Source organism: Dysgonomonas sp. PH5-45, assembly GCF_029893235.1.
GTDB lineage: Bacteria > Bacteroidota > Bacteroidia > Bacteroidales > Dysgonomonadaceae > UBA1309.
In genome coordinates this window covers 1-16,784 of the sequence record NZ_JARXWE010000009.1, presented here as the reverse complement: position 1 = coordinate 16,784, position 16,784 = coordinate 1, and the positions used below count along the sequence as shown (strand labels likewise).

At 36.3% G+C, this 16,784-nt stretch carries 22 protein-coding genes, 1 tRNA gene and 1 pseudogene; 12 read left to right on the top strand and 12 right to left on the bottom strand.

What is annotated here, in order from left to right:
* Positions 1-26 precede the first annotated feature (26 nt).
* The 9 genes from M2132_RS04885 to M2132_RS04845 form a co-directional block, all read right to left on the bottom strand.
* Positions 27-1,184, bottom strand: coding sequence for a DUF2800 domain-containing protein (locus tag M2132_RS04885; RefSeq protein ID WP_280671922.1), 1,158 nt, complete (start codon positions 1,182-1,184; stop codon positions 27-29).
* Position 1,185: 1 nt separating this feature from the next.
* A complete protein-coding gene (locus tag M2132_RS04880; protein ID WP_280671920.1) occupies positions 1,186-1,653 on the bottom strand; it encodes a hypothetical protein in 468 nt (155 codons plus the stop codon).
* A 78-nt stretch (positions 1,654-1,731) separates the two neighbouring features.
* Positions 1,732-2,736 carry a reverse transcriptase/maturase family protein gene (locus M2132_RS04875; RefSeq protein WP_280671918.1) on the bottom strand — a complete coding sequence of 335 codons (1,005 nt, stop codon included), beginning with the start codon at positions 2,734-2,736 and terminating at the stop codon, positions 1,732-1,734.
* 235 nt (positions 2,737-2,971) lie between these two features.
* Positions 2,972-3,454 carry a hypothetical protein gene (locus M2132_RS04870; RefSeq protein WP_280671916.1) on the bottom strand — a complete coding sequence of 161 codons (483 nt, stop codon included), beginning with the start codon at positions 3,452-3,454 and terminating at the stop codon, positions 2,972-2,974.
* 19 nt (positions 3,455-3,473) lie between these two features.
* On the bottom strand, positions 3,474-3,947 hold the full coding sequence (locus tag M2132_RS04865; protein WP_280671914.1) for a hypothetical protein: 474 nt from the start codon (positions 3,945-3,947) through the stop codon (positions 3,474-3,476).
* Positions 3,948-4,499: 552 nt separating this feature from the next.
* Positions 4,500-4,568: transfer RNA gene (locus tag M2132_RS04860), tRNA-OTHER, on the bottom strand.
* The gene (locus tag M2132_RS04855; protein ID WP_280671910.1) at positions 4,546-4,788 is read right to left on the bottom strand and encodes a hypothetical protein; all 243 of its coding nucleotides are present in this window, start codon (positions 4,786-4,788) and stop codon (positions 4,546-4,548) included. The genes M2132_RS04860 and M2132_RS04855 overlap by 23 nt, the downstream gene beginning before the upstream one ends.
* Positions 4,785-5,117, bottom strand: a complete 333-nt coding sequence (locus M2132_RS04850; protein ID WP_280671908.1) for a helix-turn-helix domain-containing protein — start codon at positions 5,115-5,117, stop codon at positions 4,785-4,787. The genes M2132_RS04855 and M2132_RS04850 overlap by 4 nt, the downstream gene beginning before the upstream one ends.
* A gap of 7 nt (positions 5,118-5,124) precedes the next feature.
* On the bottom strand, positions 5,125-5,343 hold the full coding sequence (locus M2132_RS04845; protein ID WP_280671906.1) for a hypothetical protein: 219 nt from the start codon (positions 5,341-5,343) through the stop codon (positions 5,125-5,127).
* Between the two features lie 164 nt (positions 5,344-5,507).
* Here M2132_RS04845 and M2132_RS04840 point away from each other — a divergent pair, with 164 nt between their 5' ends.
* The 9 genes from M2132_RS04840 (at position 5,508) to M2132_RS04800 (ending at position 12,793) form a co-directional block, all read left to right on the top strand.
* Complete coding sequence (locus M2132_RS04840; RefSeq protein WP_280671904.1) at positions 5,508-6,224, top strand: S24 family peptidase; 717 nt, start codon at positions 5,508-5,510, stop codon at positions 6,222-6,224.
* Between the two features lies 1 nt (position 6,225).
* A complete protein-coding gene (locus M2132_RS04835) occupies positions 6,226-6,594 on the top strand; it encodes a hypothetical protein (RefSeq protein ID WP_280671902.1) in 369 nt (122 codons plus the stop codon).
* Positions 6,595-6,878: 284 nt separating this feature from the next.
* Positions 6,879-7,793, top strand: coding sequence for a hypothetical protein (locus M2132_RS04830; protein ID WP_280671900.1), 915 nt, complete (start codon positions 6,879-6,881; stop codon positions 7,791-7,793).
* A gap of 79 nt (positions 7,794-7,872) precedes the next feature.
* Positions 7,873-8,235: an AlpA family transcriptional regulator gene (locus tag M2132_RS04825; RefSeq protein ID WP_280671898.1), complete on the top strand. Its 363-nt coding sequence runs from the start codon at positions 7,873-7,875 to the stop codon at positions 8,233-8,235.
* A 1-nt stretch (position 8,236) separates the two neighbouring features.
* Positions 8,237-9,619, top strand: a complete 1,383-nt coding sequence (locus M2132_RS04820; RefSeq protein ID WP_280671896.1) for a DUF3987 domain-containing protein — start codon at positions 8,237-8,239, stop codon at positions 9,617-9,619.
* Between the two features lie 225 nt (positions 9,620-9,844).
* Entirely contained in the window at positions 9,845-10,849 is a 1,005-nt protein-coding gene (locus tag M2132_RS04815) for a DUF6371 domain-containing protein (protein WP_280671894.1), read from the top strand.
* 95 nt (positions 10,850-10,944) lie between these two features.
* Entirely contained in the window at positions 10,945-11,289 is a 345-nt protein-coding gene (locus tag M2132_RS04810) for a plasmid mobilization protein (RefSeq protein WP_280671892.1), read from the top strand.
* The gene (locus tag M2132_RS04805) at positions 11,286-12,188 is read left to right on the top strand and encodes a relaxase/mobilization nuclease domain-containing protein (RefSeq protein WP_280671890.1); all 903 of its coding nucleotides are present in this window, start codon (positions 11,286-11,288) and stop codon (positions 12,186-12,188) included. Before M2132_RS04810 ends, M2132_RS04805 begins: the two co-directional genes overlap by 4 nt.
* A gap of 14 nt (positions 12,189-12,202) precedes the next feature.
* Positions 12,203-12,793: a hypothetical protein gene (locus tag M2132_RS04800; RefSeq protein ID WP_280671888.1), complete on the top strand. Its 591-nt coding sequence runs from the start codon at positions 12,203-12,205 to the stop codon at positions 12,791-12,793.
* A gap of 68 nt (positions 12,794-12,861) precedes the next feature.
* On the opposite strand, the gene M2132_RS04795 is transcribed toward M2132_RS04800, so the two are convergent.
* Positions 12,862-13,419, bottom strand: a complete 558-nt coding sequence (locus M2132_RS04795) for a hypothetical protein (protein WP_280671886.1) — start codon at positions 13,417-13,419, stop codon at positions 12,862-12,864.
* Between the two features lie 12 nt (positions 13,420-13,431).
* Positions 13,432-13,842, bottom strand: coding sequence for a hypothetical protein (locus M2132_RS04790; protein WP_280671884.1), 411 nt, complete (start codon positions 13,840-13,842; stop codon positions 13,432-13,434).
* Between the two features lie 383 nt (positions 13,843-14,225).
* Between M2132_RS04790 and M2132_RS04785 the strand changes: the two genes are divergently transcribed.
* The 3 genes from M2132_RS04785 (at position 14,226) to M2132_RS04775 (ending at position 16,631) form a co-directional block, all read left to right on the top strand.
* Positions 14,226-15,200 carry a DNA cytosine methyltransferase gene (locus M2132_RS04785; RefSeq protein WP_280671882.1) on the top strand — a complete coding sequence of 325 codons (975 nt, stop codon included), beginning with the start codon at positions 14,226-14,228 and terminating at the stop codon, positions 15,198-15,200.
* The gene (locus M2132_RS04780) at positions 15,187-15,939 is read left to right on the top strand and encodes a hypothetical protein (protein WP_280671880.1); all 753 of its coding nucleotides are present in this window, start codon (positions 15,187-15,189) and stop codon (positions 15,937-15,939) included. Before M2132_RS04785 ends, M2132_RS04780 begins: the two co-directional genes overlap by 14 nt.
* Before the next feature lie 329 nt (positions 15,940-16,268).
* The gene (locus M2132_RS04775) at positions 16,269-16,631 is read left to right on the top strand and encodes a hypothetical protein (protein ID WP_280671878.1); all 363 of its coding nucleotides are present in this window, start codon (positions 16,269-16,271) and stop codon (positions 16,629-16,631) included.
* Here the strand turns inward: M2132_RS04775 and M2132_RS12045 are convergent.
* A pseudogene (locus M2132_RS12045) lies at positions 16,620-16,784 on the bottom strand (transposase); the annotation flags it as partial. The gene M2132_RS04775 and the pseudogene M2132_RS12045 sit on opposite strands and share 12 nt — an antisense overlap.

Sequence of the window (16,784 nt, the reverse complement as noted above, 5' to 3'; positions counted from 1 at the left end):
AAATGAATTAAATGTTTATAATAAATTTATTCGAATAATCCTTCGAAATCGGATACTGCCGAATTCCATTCAGGTCTTTTGTCCGCAATATCTACTAATGATGGTTTACCGCTAGGCTTAATTATCAGGCTACCGATAATAGTTTCCATTTCCTTTTTACCTAACGCTTTTTCCATTTTGGTTAAGCCAAGTAGGTTTTTTTCATAGATGATTGCTTCTTTATATCCGGCTGCGATAAGAGCTTTAGCTACTTCATCCGGATTTGAGTATATTCGGTTACTTCGTCCCTCGACAAGTTTAAGCCCTTCGAAGTTCTCACCATTCAAGGCTTCTGCCAACGCAAATTCTTTTACAGAGTTGATCCATTTTACAATAGTGTCTCCTTCTTTTATGATATAAGCTACATCCAGCTTATTCATAAGATCTGGATTTTTGTAATGGCTATCCGTTATGGGTTTCATCTGTTTATTAGCATTCGCTTTACACAGGGCTTTAGCCCTACAAAACCGACAATGATCACCTGGTACATAATTTCCTTTACCATCAAAAGCAAGTTGAGCTCTGGGTTTCAGTTCTTCTTCCGCCCATTTGAGAAGTTCTTTTACCGATATTTCGAATGTGGAAATGTTATCTATACGAGGCTGGTAAATGGTCATCCTAATCGTTTCTATTTCGAATAGAATACTAAATTCTATATACGCGCCAAGTGCATATATCATCATTTGCTTATTATTTACAGCATCTACCCGAACGCCTTTTCCATGTTTGTAATCCGTAAAATCTAAAATCCGGTCAGCTACAATAAAGCAGTCTCCTGTTCCGAATCCTTCAGGAATAAATTGGGTCAGATCAATCTTTTGCTCAACGAATATTTCTGCATCAGATGTATGTTTTTTTGCAGCATTAAATTTTTCTACTACAAAAGTTGCATATTCATCGGCGTATTCATACATCGAACCGGAATAGTATTTGTCTGCCTCGATTTCCTTGAACAATTTGTTGAATTGCGCTTTTGTGAGCAGCTTTAGTTTCTGCTTGATAAGCAATTCTCCGAGGGCATGGGCAACTGTTCCTTCTTCGGCTGCTTCGCTTGTGGTGTTAGGAAAACTTTCTTCCAGACGAGCCGATGGAGTGCAAGCCATCCAACGACTTGCACCACTCGGGGATAATACAGCGTGTCCCATTTTAAAGATTGTTTAGGAAATCCCAATATTCTTGATAGTGTTTTACATCAAGAGTTGTCGGATTTGAAGCGTTGAACTCAGCAAACTTGGCTTCAATAGCATCTCGTTTACTTCTGTCTGCTGTAATTACTTCTTTGACCTTAGCGCGAAGCATTTCCACAGTGATAGCAGAGGAATTCGAATCAGCAGGAGGTTCAGACGTACTTCCTTTACCAGAGGACTCCGTAGAAGTATCTTTTTCTTCGGTTTCTGGTGAAGTAACACTTTCTGTTACGACCGAACTTTTATCCGCTTTAGATTTTCGTGTTTGTCTTCCGGTTGATTCTTTCTCTTTTTCGGGAGATTCAGTGTTCTCCAGCTGTTTTTCAGGAATAGCTTTGTTACTTGATAGATATCCAAGAAAACCCGATAAAATACTGTTCAATTCAGGAGTAATCCCGATAGTTAGTTTAAATTCTGTTTGGAACATAATGATTTAATTTTAATAAATAAAGCCCAGAACTTAAATTGGTCGAAGATCTGGGCATATATAAACAATGGATTCGGTTTATTTTAAATGTAGGGAAATTAGCATTTCCTCGTTTTTGATTATTGATTTCATAAGATTTCTTGAATTACAGTGTTTAGCCCACCCAAGATGCGAGCAAATAGACCGTTTGTATATTCTTAAAGAGGTATTCTGTTTTTCAAGTTTTGCTACTTTCTTACAGAGGTTTTTCTTTATTCTTTTCCGTAATAGAATGTGTGAATGAAAGAATACATAACCTATAAAGTCTATACCATTAGTATCCACAGGAAATATTTGGTAATTACTTTTTAGATCTAACTCTAACTCTTGTTGTAGAAAATCTCTTATTCTTAATCTAGTTTGATGGAGATAATCTTTGTCTGAAGACAATATTACCATATCATCGGCATATCGGTAGTAGTATTTAACCCCAAGATTTTCTTTCAGCCAATGGTCAAAATAAGTCAAATAGAGATTCGCTAAATATTGAGAAAGATAGTTACCTATGGGAAGCCCCGGAGCGGAATCTATTATCCCATCCAATAGGCTGAGTAACCTTAAATCTTTTATCTTTTTGCGGACAATGTCTTTAAGAATATTGTGGTTTATGGATGGGTAGAATTTTCGGATGTCTAATTTTAAACAGTAATGGGTATTTTCGTAATCTTTAAGATCGCGTCTTATGTGTTTTAATGCTTTATGTATACCTCTACCTTTTATACAGGAATAGGTATGAGTTATAAAGATAGGCACCCAAATACTTTCGAGAACATTCATAATAGCATGATGTACCACTCTATCACGAAACGGAAGTCTGTAAACAATTCTTTCTTTTGGCTCAAATATGCTGAAAACTTTATATTCCGAAGTCTTATAGGTTCCTGAGATAAGTTCACAATATATTTGGTTGATATTGGCATCTAAGTTTTCTTCAAACTTTTGAACTCCATAGGATTTAGACTTTCCCTTTCGTGCTTTGGAGTACGCTTCATACAAATTACTTATAGAACAAATACTATCATATAAATTGTTTAATCTTTTCATCCTTTGCTTATCTAATTAGGGTTTTCGGAATTCCTACTAACCCTGTTCAATTATATTTTATCTTTTACCTAGAGGTAAGGTCTCATTCTTTTTTATAATATATAAAATTTGCATAGGTGGGAGCTGCTACCAGTGTTGGCATTCGAGTAATTGTAGTTCGAATTGTTGAAACGGAAATCAGCCGAAGAACAGTAGGCGGAAAGCAGCACCAGAAGAACGACAACCTGTTTATGAATTATCTCAGTTGAATATCTCTCCAGATAGGAAGGAATTGTTCAGCACAATAGGTTGATAATTCTTCTGTTCGGAAGCAAAGGCGGGAGCCGCTACCAGCGTCGGCATACGAGCAACAGTAGCGCGAATTGAAGAAACGGAAAACAGCCTTTTCCATAATAAACCAAGGCCACCATTTTTTTTCATTGGCATTATCCCAATCAGGGGTCCATCCTTCGTTAAGAGCTTCTGCTATAACTGACATTTTGTATTGAGCTACAAAATAATCTTTCATATTCTCCGGTACATTTGAAAAGTCCGGCACATTTGGTCTGCCTGTTTCTGCTAAAGCATCCTCAAATGTTTTGATCCGATCTCTCACGTCCTGATTTTGAAATACTTTTGCTCCATACAAATTTTCCAAAAGTAGCTTACCATTCTTATCGGTATCTCTCCATGCTTTAAGAGCATTAACTTTACTAACTTTTAATTCTGTCGTATTCATAATATCTATGTTAGATTAATTACACAATAAATTCCTTCCAGAAATCCAAAAATTGCACTCCGGCATAATCGGATAGTTCTTTCGATTTAAAGCAAAGGGGGGAGCCGCTACCAGCGCGGGCACCCGAGCAATCGTAGTACGAACCGTCGAAACGGAAAACAGCCGAAGAACCATTGTGTCTGAACCAAGGGTAATAGCGTTTTTCTTCATCGTACACTTTGGCCACCCATCCTTCATTCAAGGCTCTCACGATCTGGGCAAGTTTGAGGTAGGCTATATCATTTTTATTTAACCCTAATTCTCTGCAAGCAACTTCATCTATTTGAGTTTCCCCGAGTTCAGCACAAGCATCCTCGTAAGTTTTGACACGATCCATGATACTTTGGTTGTTGAAATTTACATTCGGATAAAGTTTTTCTAATAAGGCCTTACCTCGATTGTCTGTTTCTCGCCACGCTTTTAATGCGTTTGATTTTTCTACTTTTAATTCCATTTTATTTATGAATTTTGTTTTCTGCGATATTGCATTGTAGAGAGTACAGGGTTCGAACCTGTAAGTACGGGGGACCCGAATGTTTCAACCTTTTGCATTCTGTTCGGGTCAACACAGAAATTCTCGATTCAACGACAGGGCTTATTGTCCTTCCCCTAACTATTCGGCAATGGGTTTTTATGCCTTTCTATGCGCGTCTACCAATTCCGCCAACTCTCCATATACTCGTCTTTCCGAGTTGTCAGATTTAGAGTTATCTCTCAAAAATATGTTGTCTCCTCCCACATTTTTGTTTTCCACCAATGCGAGGATAGTTAGCTTCCGACTAACGAAAGGAGTAAAATAGTTTGTTTTACGTGCTGCCTTACGCTCACACAGCCTCACATTTTACTACACAACTCAATGTGTAAGCTGCCAGTTTAACTTGGCAGAGTGGAGGTTTAAATATGTCAAAGAACTTGTCCCAAAAACCTTTCGAAAAAGGACGAGTTTTCTAAGGCTAACTCATTGGTGAATTAGCTGGATTCAGAAAAATCTATTTCGGATTATTAGTGGAGGAGGATGGATTCGAACCACCGACCTAGCGTTCCTTCTCGCTCTACCTGACTGAGCTACTCCCCCTGTTTATTTTTTTAAGTATTAAAAACCCATCATGTTCAGACACCAAATACCCTCTATTAGAATGGTACTCCATCATTTCTGTTAGTTCTTGGGAGTCTTTACAACTTTCTTTATCTCTGCAAGATTTTATAGCATACATAAAAATTCCTATTGTAATGAAGAGTGTTATGCCAAGTAAGATTTCAAGGAGGATATCTTCTGTTGTCTTGAATTTGTTCATTTCCGTACTCTTTTTTCGTTTCTTATTGTTCCGTTCTTATGGAATTCCAGTTGTTCCATAAAGGTGTCAAGATCTTTTTTTTCGTAAATGATTCGTTTACCCATTTTTCTGAATGGAAGCTTATTCATATCGCGTGCATCACGCAATGTGTCAACACCAAACGATGTGTATAGACAAGCCTCAGTTTCACTAAGCCATCTTTTTAGGGAGATATCACAAACAGAGGTTTTTATCTCTATCTTCTTTCCCTCGTAGTATTTTTCTTTAGCTTTTTCCTCTCGTAGAGAGTATCCATTCATAGAGTCCGAATGTTCGCTTCTTCCAATCATAAGTATTTTACTTTATACGTGTTACTTGGACTGCATCGACTAAACCATCTTCAGTAGCTTCAAATGAATACCCCTTCTTGTTTAACCGACTAATAGTATTTCGGACTACATTAGCCTTGAATTGCTTATTTTTGATAAGCTTTGGCTTTCCTAATGGGAGCGCTTTTAACGTGGCAGTCAATGCTGGTTTGCTTACTATTTTTACATTTGTTGCTTCTGTATTCATGTTTTTTTTCTTACTTTAGCCTTAATATAAATTTTTGCACCTATGGTTAGATGGATTGGTTATAATCACAATGCAAATATAGTAAGCATATGATAACTTTTCAGACTAAAATAGTTAAAAGTTATCATATGCTTACAATTTATAATTATTCTAAATTAATAATTATGGAAAATAAAGTATTACAGAGGATTAGGATATTCATAAAGAGTAAAAATATAACCATAAAAGCTTTTGGAGAATCCATAGATATTTCTGAAGGCACATTAAAATCAATGTTCAACAGAGGCACAAATCCCAGTGCTGATATGCTTATAAAGATAGCAAATGAGTACCCAGATATTTCTTTAAGATGGCTTCTTAAAGGGGATGGGAGTATGCTTAATGCGAGCAATTCTAATCCTCTCCAACACGCTCCTGTTGTGGAAGAAGCGTCTACTGTAAGAGAACCTCTAGCTGAATACTTACCCACTTCAAACTTTAAATTAGTCCCATTAATCAATTTAGATATTGCAGGTGGTACAACTAATCAAGAAATAGATACGGCCCAATATGTGGAAAAATACATACCATTTGTGGATGCGCAAAGTGGGGATATAGCTTGTCCTGTCACAAATAACAGTATGTCGCCAATATATCCTCCGGGAACTATTGTTCAAATTCGAAAAATAAAGATGTGGAAAGAATATATTGAATATGGACAAGTGTACGTAGTTGATTTGGTAGATAACCGTAGGCTTATCAAGCAAGTGAAGAAAGGTAGCGGAAAAGATAGATTTGTTCTATCATCCTTTAACAAGGATTATGATGATAATGAAATAAATGTGGATATGATATATTCTATGTGGCTAGTTATCGCGAAGTATGAGAAGGTGGTAATGTGATATGGGTAAAACAGCAATAGAAAGACTAATTGATTTTATTGACTATCTAAAATCCGATAGGCGAGGAGGCAGAACTAATTTTGAACGAACTGTAGGTATATCTGAAGGATATATTACGAATGCCTTAAAGAAAAAAGCGTCAATAGGAACAGAAGTTATATCGAAAATAGGTGTTGCTTACCCTGAACTTAACGTAAATTGGCTTCTTACAGGAGAGGGGCAAATGCTCAAAACCAAAGATAATAACAGGTCAGAACAAGCAATAGAAAAATATATACAGGAGATAGAAGCCTTGAAAATCCGTATTAACGACTTAGAAAAAATAATTGAAACTCAAGATACGTTAATCTCGATGCTATCTAAGAAATGAAGATATTTATATGTAAGGCATCAAAATAACGTCAAACAAAAATTAGAAACACGTATATTCCTTTATAAATAAGATGATTGTGGATTTTTAAGAAACGTCTGGGGGGCGTGTGGTCGCACGTTCGAATCGTGTCATCCCGACGGTTGAAACAGAGAGGTTTACGATAAAAAGTAAACCTCTTTTTTATTTGTGCGTGACGGATTCGTGACGGTTTCTCGGTTTGTTTTTGCATATAAATTGCCTTATCTTTGACTTAAAAAAATAACAAAGTTTAACTCACTCCCATGAATAAAACAGACTTCAAAGTAGCCCTTTGTGGCATTAACCTTGAGTATTTCGATGACAGTGCTACTACCATCGACCATGATGCCTTTGCTAACCTGATAGACAATTATTCGAGAGAATTACCTCAGATCAAAGAATATGAATCTCATCTGTGGAAATTTGGTCATTGCCTGTATTTAGACAAAATTGATTTTGAAACACCTCTATTCCCATCCTTTCAGTATGCAATTGACCTGTTAGAAAAAGCAAAGTTCCTTATAGACAATCAAAACGCAAAAATTAGAGTTACCAATAAGGGTAGCATAGCTCAAAGTATCGAATTGGATAATCCAAAATGTATCAAGGCGTTACTCGAAGAAGTTTGGAATGAAATAGAAGAGTTGAAGCTAAATACGTTTATGATAATCAAGAAAAACGAAGAAGAATTTATCGTGAATGACCGAGAAATGCTTGTGGATGAGTTGTCAGAGGCATATGAATCATGTTTCAAATTGGAACAGAGAGATCTACTTGATAAGAAAATCAATCAGTTGAGATATTGGAGAGTAAAAGATGGTGAAAACAAAAGAAAGAAGCCTGTTAAGAAATTTATTCACATGGGGATACATGCATTGGCTTTACTTTTACGTATTGATGAATATTATGCAAACAGGAACATCCTTGATTCGATCGATGAGATTAAGCTATCAAACACTATGTGTCGTTTCATTGCAGATTATCTAATACTTTTCAACCTATATGACAGTCAAGATTTTCTTCAAAGTTCGAAGCCATATTTAACAATCCGAAATTTATATCGACAGCCACCTAAAGACGCCGCCCCTATGCTCTATAAAGAGATCATGAAAATTACAAATGGTCTTAGTGATACAATCAAGAAAATTAGAGTGGTAAAATATCCTCCTGAAAATTGAAATTACCCTACCACTTCTAACCGATTGAACTTCAACTGTCTTATTACATCTTTGCATCGAACAAATCAAATAGAATGCAATGAAACAAAGATCATTTGAAGAAATCAAAGAAAAACCTTTGATTTATCTTACTGTAGAAGAGTTTATATCTTTACAGGAAACATTCGGGAAAGAAAGTCAGAATAATACTGTTCAATTCCCAGAAATCATGTCCATTGACATGGCAGCACGCTTTACAGGTTATAAGAAAAGTACACTTTACCGCAAAACGAGCGACCATACAATACCATTCTTCCGGCAAGGAACTCGAGGAGGTCGAGTTTTGTTCAGAAAATCTGAACTTGAAGAATGGTTGCTATCCAATAAGCAGGAGACCGTTAAGGAACATATCGAGAGGTTAGAAACTGAATTAAAGAATAAAGGAAAAAGGAAAATCTCTTGATATGGAATCAAACAAAATCACAGCAGAAGGCATAATTGATGATGCGCTTCAATGCCGGGAGAAGCTATACGCATCAGACTTTCCTATACACGCACTACCCAAACAGTTACGAGAAATTATCCATGTTACAAGCGAACGACTCAATTACCCACCGGATTATATTGCAATGGCTCTTTGTTATGTCATTTCAACTTTGACAGGAAATACCCATGTTGCCAAGTTGAAAGAAGGATGGAGTGAGCGATGTATCCTCTATCTGGCTTTTCTCGGTCGCCCGGGAACGAATAAATCACACCCTTTATACTTTGCGTTGCGCCCATTACTAGACTCTGATGCCAATAATGCGCTAAAATTCAAGAAAGAGTATAAGGAATACGAAGAAATCCTTTCTTATTCCCGAAAAGAACGTGAAGAACGAGGACTTGATTTGCCAGAAGAGCCCACGTTAAATAAGTTTGTTGTATCTGACATTACCCCGGAATCACTTGCCTTTTTACACGAGAATAACAAACGAGGTATATGTTTATATTCTGATGAATTAGCTTCGTGGTTTAAGAATTTCAATCGTTACTCCAAAGGTTCAGAGGAACAGTTCTGGCTCTCCGTATTTTCCTGTAAACCGATCATATTAGATAGACGTGGAGCCAAAAACTCAGTTTCAGTAAAACACTCTTTTATCAATGTAATTGGTACCATCCAGCATGGAGTGTTAAAGGAACTGGCAAAAGGAGAGCGTAGTCAAAACGGCTTCTTAGATCGAATCCTCTTTGTCATTCCAAGCAATCTTGAAAAACGCTATTGGAGCGAAGATGAGTTGTCAACTCATGTAATTCCATACTGGAACGGTCTTGTTCAAAAATTGATTGATATTGATTTTGTGACTGATGAAACAGGCGATCCAATCCCACGAGAACTAAGTTTCAAGCCGGATGCAAAGAAGAAAATCTACGAGTGGCAACGAACAAACACCGATCAGTGCAACCAAGAAAAAGACGAGATTATGATGGGTATATACTCCAAAATGGAAATATATGCTATCCGTTTCTGTCTGATATTACAAATGGCTCGTTGGCTATGTGGAGAAGCCGATAAGGATTACATTGACTTAAAAAGCGTAGAAGGAGCTATTGAAGTGATCGAATACTTCAAGAGAACGGCAAAAAAGGTCCAGTATATTATCAGTTCCTCCGATCTTCTGGAGAAAATGGATATGGAGAAACAAAAACTCTACAATGCCTTACCGTATGAATTTGCCACTAAAGATGGAATTAGAGTTGCTGCCAACCTTTCTATTCCCGAAAACACATTCAAGAAAATAGTGGGAAAATGGAATGGCAATCTACTAGAGAATTTTAAATACGGCTACTATCGAAAACTGTACTAGTGGCACACTGTCAACTCTGTCAACCCCGACAGTTATCGCATTGATAATCAACAAATAAACTGTGCGTAATTTTGAAATTCCGAGTACACACTTTCGGCTTTTTTCGTTGAAGTGTGCATCCGAAAATCGGATTTTCAGGCACACTTTTCAGGGGTTAACTAACTGATAACCAGTAGCAGTTTTACCAGTGTGTACAAAGTTGACAGTGTGCCAAAGGAGGGAAAAATGAATTATCGATTTCACTTAGAAAAATACAAAACTCCGAGTTCAAGACATACTTGTCCGGCATGTGGTCAGAAGCGAATTTTCGTCCGCTATGTTGATTCGAAAGAGTCTATCAAGTTCCCTAATTATGTTGGCAGATGTAATAGAGAGCAGAAATGCGGTTATCATTATACACCCAAACAATACTTCATAGATAACCCGACAGAAAAAGAAGAACAGCAGACTTTCCCTATTTTTCAAAAACATGATCGAGAGACCGTAGAACCGGATTATTTAGATCAGGCTTTGCTAAACAAAAGCTTAAAACATTATGATACAAATAATCTATTTCTATTCTTTCAATCTAAGTTCGGTTATAGTGTATCAGAACTACTATTCAAGAAGTATCAAGTTGGGACAGCCAATCATTGGAATGGATCAACCGTATTCTGGCAAATCGATCAACAAGATAGAATTCGTACAGGGAAAATCATGCTATATGATCCACAGACTGGAAAAAGAGTTAAGAAACCTCACAGTCATATCACTTGGGTACATTCGTTGCTAAAACAGGAGAACTATCAACTGAAACAATGCTTTTTCGGAGAACATTTATTGCGTGAGAATAAAACCTCTCCTATAGCCATAGTTGAAAGTGAAAAAACAGCAATGGTCGCTTCAATTTACATCCCACAGTATATATGGATTGCTACCGGAGGTAAAAACGGTTGCCTGAACCAAGACAATATGCTTGTTCTGAAAAACCGCAAAGTTGTTTTATTCCCGGATTTGGGCGCAAAGGATTATTGGGATATCAAACGCGAGCAGATGTCGGATCTTGGTATTGAAGTAATCGTTTCCGATTATTTGGAGAGATATGCTTCTAAGGAACAAATCAAAGAAGGTTATGATATCGCAGATTTCCTTATAAAAAGCAGTCCTCAAAAAAACATCTGTCAACAAATGATAGAGAAAAATCCAATGCTCAACTTGCTTATTGAGACTTTTGAACTAAAGGTAATTTGATTGACGTTTAATCTAATTCTTTCAATAAGCAAGTTTATGTTTCGGGTACCCGAAACTCTACAATCCCGATGGTCTCACAAATAATTACAGTAAAAATGAAAGAAAAAAATATCGGACGGCCTGCAAAAAAGGCTCACGAAAAACGGAAATATCAAGTTAATATAAAACTAATGACAACGGAGTATTATACCCTAAAGGGGAAAGCAAAAGAAGCAGCTCTTTCCCAGACCGATTATGTACGTGCTTGTATTTTGGATAGCAATGTCATTCAACGCATGACGCCAGAAATCAATGAGCTGATCCGAAAGCTTTGTGGAATGGCGAATAATCTGAATCAGGTCGCCAAAAAAGCTAATCAAGCGGGGTATATTGAGATCCGGCAAGAATACCTCTATCTGGCAGAAAGTATAGATAGCATTATTAAGACAATGAGAGGATGATAGCAAAAATAGTATTAGGGAGCAGCTTTAGCCGTGTTGTCGATTATATGCTAGACAAAGAAAAGAGTGCTGAGATTGTAGATAGCAATGGTGTTCGGACAAGAGATAAAGATAGTATTATTGATAGCTTCTTGACTCAACAAGAAATGAACCCTAAAATAAAATGTCCGGTTTATCATATCTCACTTGATTTTTCATCGCAGGATAAAGACAAGTTATCCAATGAACGAATGGCTGAGATTGCCAGAGAGTACATGAAGAAGATGAATATAACAAATACTCAATATGTTATTATACGGCATTATGACAAAGAACACCCTCATATCCATTTATGTATAAACCGGATCAATAATGAGGGCAAACTGATCTCTGACAAGAATGACCGATACAGAAGTGAGAAGACCTGCAAGGAGCTTACTCTAAAGAATGACCTCTATTATGCCAAAGGAAAGGAACGAGTCAAAACGCATCGGCTAAAAGAGCCTGATAGGACAAAATATCAAATATATGATGCGCTTAAACAAGCCATGCCAAAATCGAGTAACTGGTCCGATCTCCAATCGGAACTCACCCGAAAAGATATTGAACTTTCCTTTAAGTACAAAGGGAAAACGAATGAGATACAGGGAGTTGTTTTTAGTAAGAACGGTTTTTCTTTTAGCGGATCTAAGGTTGATCGGAGTTTTAGTTACTCAAAAATCAATCAAGTTTTTACAGGAGAAGAAAAAATCTCATATTCAGCAGAAAGAGACTCCAACTTCGTGGAGCGATCAACAGGCAAGACCTCTCCTCTGCAAACTATTATAGAAGCTCCTTTGGGTATTCTGGGAGCAATGGGAGCTTCTGCCGGAAGCTCTGACAATGAAGATTGGAAACGAAAAAGAAATCGTAGTTATTAAAAAATCATAACAGTATGGCAAAAAATGATATAGCAATTATTAGTGAAATGTTTGAGGAATTCAAACAAACATTAAATGAGATCTCTTCTAAAGTGGATGCAATGCATAATGAGGATGAAGCGAATCAGCCGGATCCGGAATATATGCGTCTTATCGAAAGGAGCAAAGAGACCGGTAATAAAGTTGATGATCTGTTCCATTTTATTAGACATGAGGTAAAGGAATGCCAAGGAGAAGTGGAAAAACGAATTAAGGAGCAAACGACAAAACTTGTCGGCTCTCAAAAGGAAACAGAGGAAGCTCTTCGAAAACTCTCTTTGGTAAAGGATACATTTGCAATTAGTTTCAAATCAATCAAAACTCTGACAATTCTGCTTTCGACAATTGTACTATTATTATGTTCCATTCATACGAACATATCTCAATACAAGGAAAAATGTCTTTTGCAAGATAGCGATTTGAAGTACAGGTATATTAAACTTCAAAATGGTATTTCAGAAAAAGAACTTCTTGAACTTGAAGATCTTTTCAATGATAGTAAAAATACTGATTTGCTCAAAAAACTAAAAAACAGTATTGAAGAAAGAGAGAAAAAGATCAAATAGGATCACTCGTTGGGACGGGTGATCCCGCCCCTTGCCGTTTGGCGATCCCCGAGCAATGAGTATTTGTCTTATTTTCCTCTTATGAATTCATGGATTTTTTGTCCATCCGGTGAAAAAATAAAAGTCGCATCCAGTTCTTGCCGGGAGGAGAGTTTCGGGTTCTGGAAGGACAATTTACATTTTACGCTTTTGGCAATTAGTTCATTTTTATCTCTTCCTGCGTAACGACCTAGATAGTCCGGTCGCCATGATTTGACTTCCTCCAAAGTTGATTTGGCGTTATTAAGCTTTTCTGTTGATTCAGCCAGAAGCATTTTATGAACAATATCACTTTTCTTCTTTTCGTGTTTGGCAACAGATTGTTGCCAATGGTCAACATTCTTTTGAGCAGATTCTAATTTTTTCTCATATTCTTCCTGATAGTGTTTTTCAAGGATGGAAATACTGTCAGAAACCAGAATGTCGGAAACTTCCGATTCGACAAACTTAATTTTCAAGTCAGTTCGAATTCCTGATTTTGAATCCGTTTCCAGATAATCAATAATGGTGTTTTCTAAAACCGAGTTTTGTGAATGACATCCATTTAGCGCTAAAATGGGAATGACAAATAGCAAGATCTTTCTCATGTGATTTTTGTTTTATGTTGTTTGTAGCTGATTTGATAGCTGTATAATATCCTCTGCAATGGATATTTGCTCTTTGTTGTAGTTGTCAAAATGAAAGATTGTGATTTCTTCCTTTTCAATACCCGGAAGAGGTATTGTCCTGAGCAAATCTTCCATTTGAAGGAGGACTTGAAAATCGTGAAATAAGCTCCACTGTTTATCCATTTCCACTATTCCTAAAGAAGAAGTAGCAGTAGTTTCTTCTTTATTAGCCTTATAAGCGTAGTATATGCTAATAAAGTGATGATAGGGTATATCTATTTGTTCATCAGCTTTGACTAGCCAAAGATCCAGAAAGTGATTGGGGATAGATTCTAATACAGCATCGGGATTTTGCCTTACATAATCGTAAGTTTCTTGATAGATAGAATTTGTTTTTGTCATAACTCTTTGTCTTTATAGAGTTCCACGACAAAAAAGAAGACGTGGAAACTACTAACTTATCCGTTTCGAGGCTCTGGTAAGCCCATAGTCCAAATAAGCAGTAGCTCCACGCCTATACGACATGGAGCATCCTCGCTTATTACCCTAGGACTATTGAAATTTACCAGATTTCGAAACAGGATAATAACGTGAATACTAAACCAATATGTTTAACGGACGAATCCGTTTGTTTTCTGATTACAAAGATACGTTTTTTTAGCGAAAACTTAAATTTTAGATAGAAATCCAGCATCTTTATTTAAAGAAGTGCAGAAATAAGTATGAAGAAGTTCTCTGTTTTTCAAATGTTTAGTATCTTTGCTGGTGTAATAGCCTGAATGTTTATGGAAACAGTAAAATTTATTGACCTCTTTTGCGGAATAGGCGGTTTTAGACAAGCAATGGACGAAGCGTGCAATGAGAATAATCTTATTCCTGATTGCGTATTTTCATCTGATATTGACCCTGCTTGCCAGTTCAGTTATGAAGAAAATTTTGGCGAGCGACCTTTTGGTGATATTACCAAAGTGGATGAAAAAGATATTCCTGACCATGATATTTTATTTGCAGGTTTTCCGTGTCAGCCGTTCAGCATAATTGGACAAAGACAAGGATTCAATGACATTAGAGGTACTTTGTTTTTTGATATTGCAAGAATTTTAAAACACAAACGACCTACGGCATTTGTATTAGAAAATGTAAAACAACTTGTCGGACACGATAACGGAAAAACTCTGAAAATTATTATCAAAACCTTACAAGATTTGGATTATCATGTTCAATATGCCGTATTAAATGCGCTTGATTACGGTTTGCCTCAAAAAAGAGAACGAGTTATTATCGTCGGACACAGAGAACCGATATTTTTCTCATTCCCTTCGCCGATAAGACCTTTCAAGCCACTTTCTGAAATTCTTGAAAAACAAGTTGATAAAAAACATTATGCTTCGGATTATATCTTAGAAAAAAGAAAAGCAAAACATAAATCAGCTTATAAACTTTCTATATGGCATGAAAATAAGGCAGGAAATATTTGTTCTTATCCATATTCTTGCGCTTTGCGAGCAGGAGCGTCTTATAATTATTTACTTGTAAATGGAGAAAGACGGTTGACGCCAAGAGAAATGTTTCGTTTGCAAGGATTTCCCGATACTTACAAAATCGCAGTAAGTGATAGTCAAGCACGAAAACAAGCAGGAAATGCAGTCCCTGTCAATATTGTTAAAGCAGTTATTTTAAAACTATTACCGTATGTTGCTTCGTCAATGGATATAACTTCGGTATTAAGAGATTATGAGGTAGAATATGGAACAAGATAAATCGCCTAAACTTAGAACAGTAAACAAGTCTGTTTCAGCATTTCCGCCAAATGAATTTCCAAAAGATTTTCCATTTCTTCTTGGGAAAGAATTGATTTATCTTCTAGCCTCCAAAGGAAAGCCGGAATTAGAAGGCTCTGATTGGGAAAATATTTTTGCGAATTGTATTGGTGCAGAATGGAAACCTTCAAATGTTGGACTTGATGATGTTGTAATGGGTAATACCGCTTGGGGCGCAAAAACTGTAAAAGCGGCTAAACCTTCGACTCAGAAAAGAGTAAGGCTAATTTCAGGAAGGAATTCCCCAGTTTATTCGTTTGGAGAACGCATTGATACAAGTGCCAACCCAGAACTTATAGGAAAACTTGTATTAGATATTTGGAATGAACGAGTTTCCGCAATTAGGGAAAAATTTAAACATTTACGCACCGTCGTTCTGATGAAATCAAATGACTTGTCAGAAGTTTGTGTCTTTGAGTTTGAGACAATTCGCTATGATCATGAACTTTATAAATGGGAGTGGAATAAAAATAATAATTTGATTGGAACTGACAAAAAAACAACTGAGCATCGTTTCACATGGCAACCACATGGCTCTCAATTTACAATCATTGAAGATGTTCCTCAAAAAAGTTTGGTAATCAGGATAAAACAGCCACAACCTCTTGACAAAGAAGAGGTGTTATCCGCGCTTGGATTTGATAAATCATGGATTACAATTGTTCAAAAAAATAGATGATATTTACCAAAAGAATAGCGTAGTCAAGTCATACAATAAATGAAAATCACAATAAATCTGCAAAATTACACTTCATTACTTTGTTTAGAGTCAACAAAATAGAAACGCTTCCAGCTTTACAAAGATAGCGAACTTAAAAACGAATAATTGAGATTGAGAAATAGCACCCAGTAAGTAGTTTGGTATAAGTGGCGATGTAGGTTCGCAGAAATAGTTGAGTAAATTTAAAAGTTTATAACCCGTTCGAGTGGGCTGTGGTCGGTCACAAACGCCAAGCCTCCAGTCCTTATGTTAATGTCGGCAGATTTGTAGAAACAAAAGAAGAAAATATGAACGAATTAAAAATACATTTTGAAAATTGTTACGGAATTAAAAGACTTCAACATACTTTTGATTTCACAAAATCTAAAGTCCAAATAATTTATGCACCGAATGGTGCTATGAAATCTTCTTTTGCAAAAACATTTGAAGATATATCATTTGAAAAAGCTTCTGAAGATAGGATTTTTTCAGACAGAGTAAATCATAGATCAGCTCTTGTCGATAATAGAGATATATTAAAAGACGAAGTATTTGTTATTAATAGAATGCAAGAAGCAGACTTTAAGGGAGCTTCTACAATTTTAGCAAATGAAGAACTCAAAAAAGAATATGATTCTATTAATAATGCGAATCAGTATTTAAAAAATTAGATAAATAAAAGCGATGGCAATTTTGCCCATCGTATGTATGAGTAGTCCGGCAGTGGATCTTACTTTTTGCGCTCTTTGAATTTTTGTATTTTCATTCAACCAATTGAAGAATGATTCTATGGGTTGTCTAACTTTAGAAACAGCAGTAGAAAA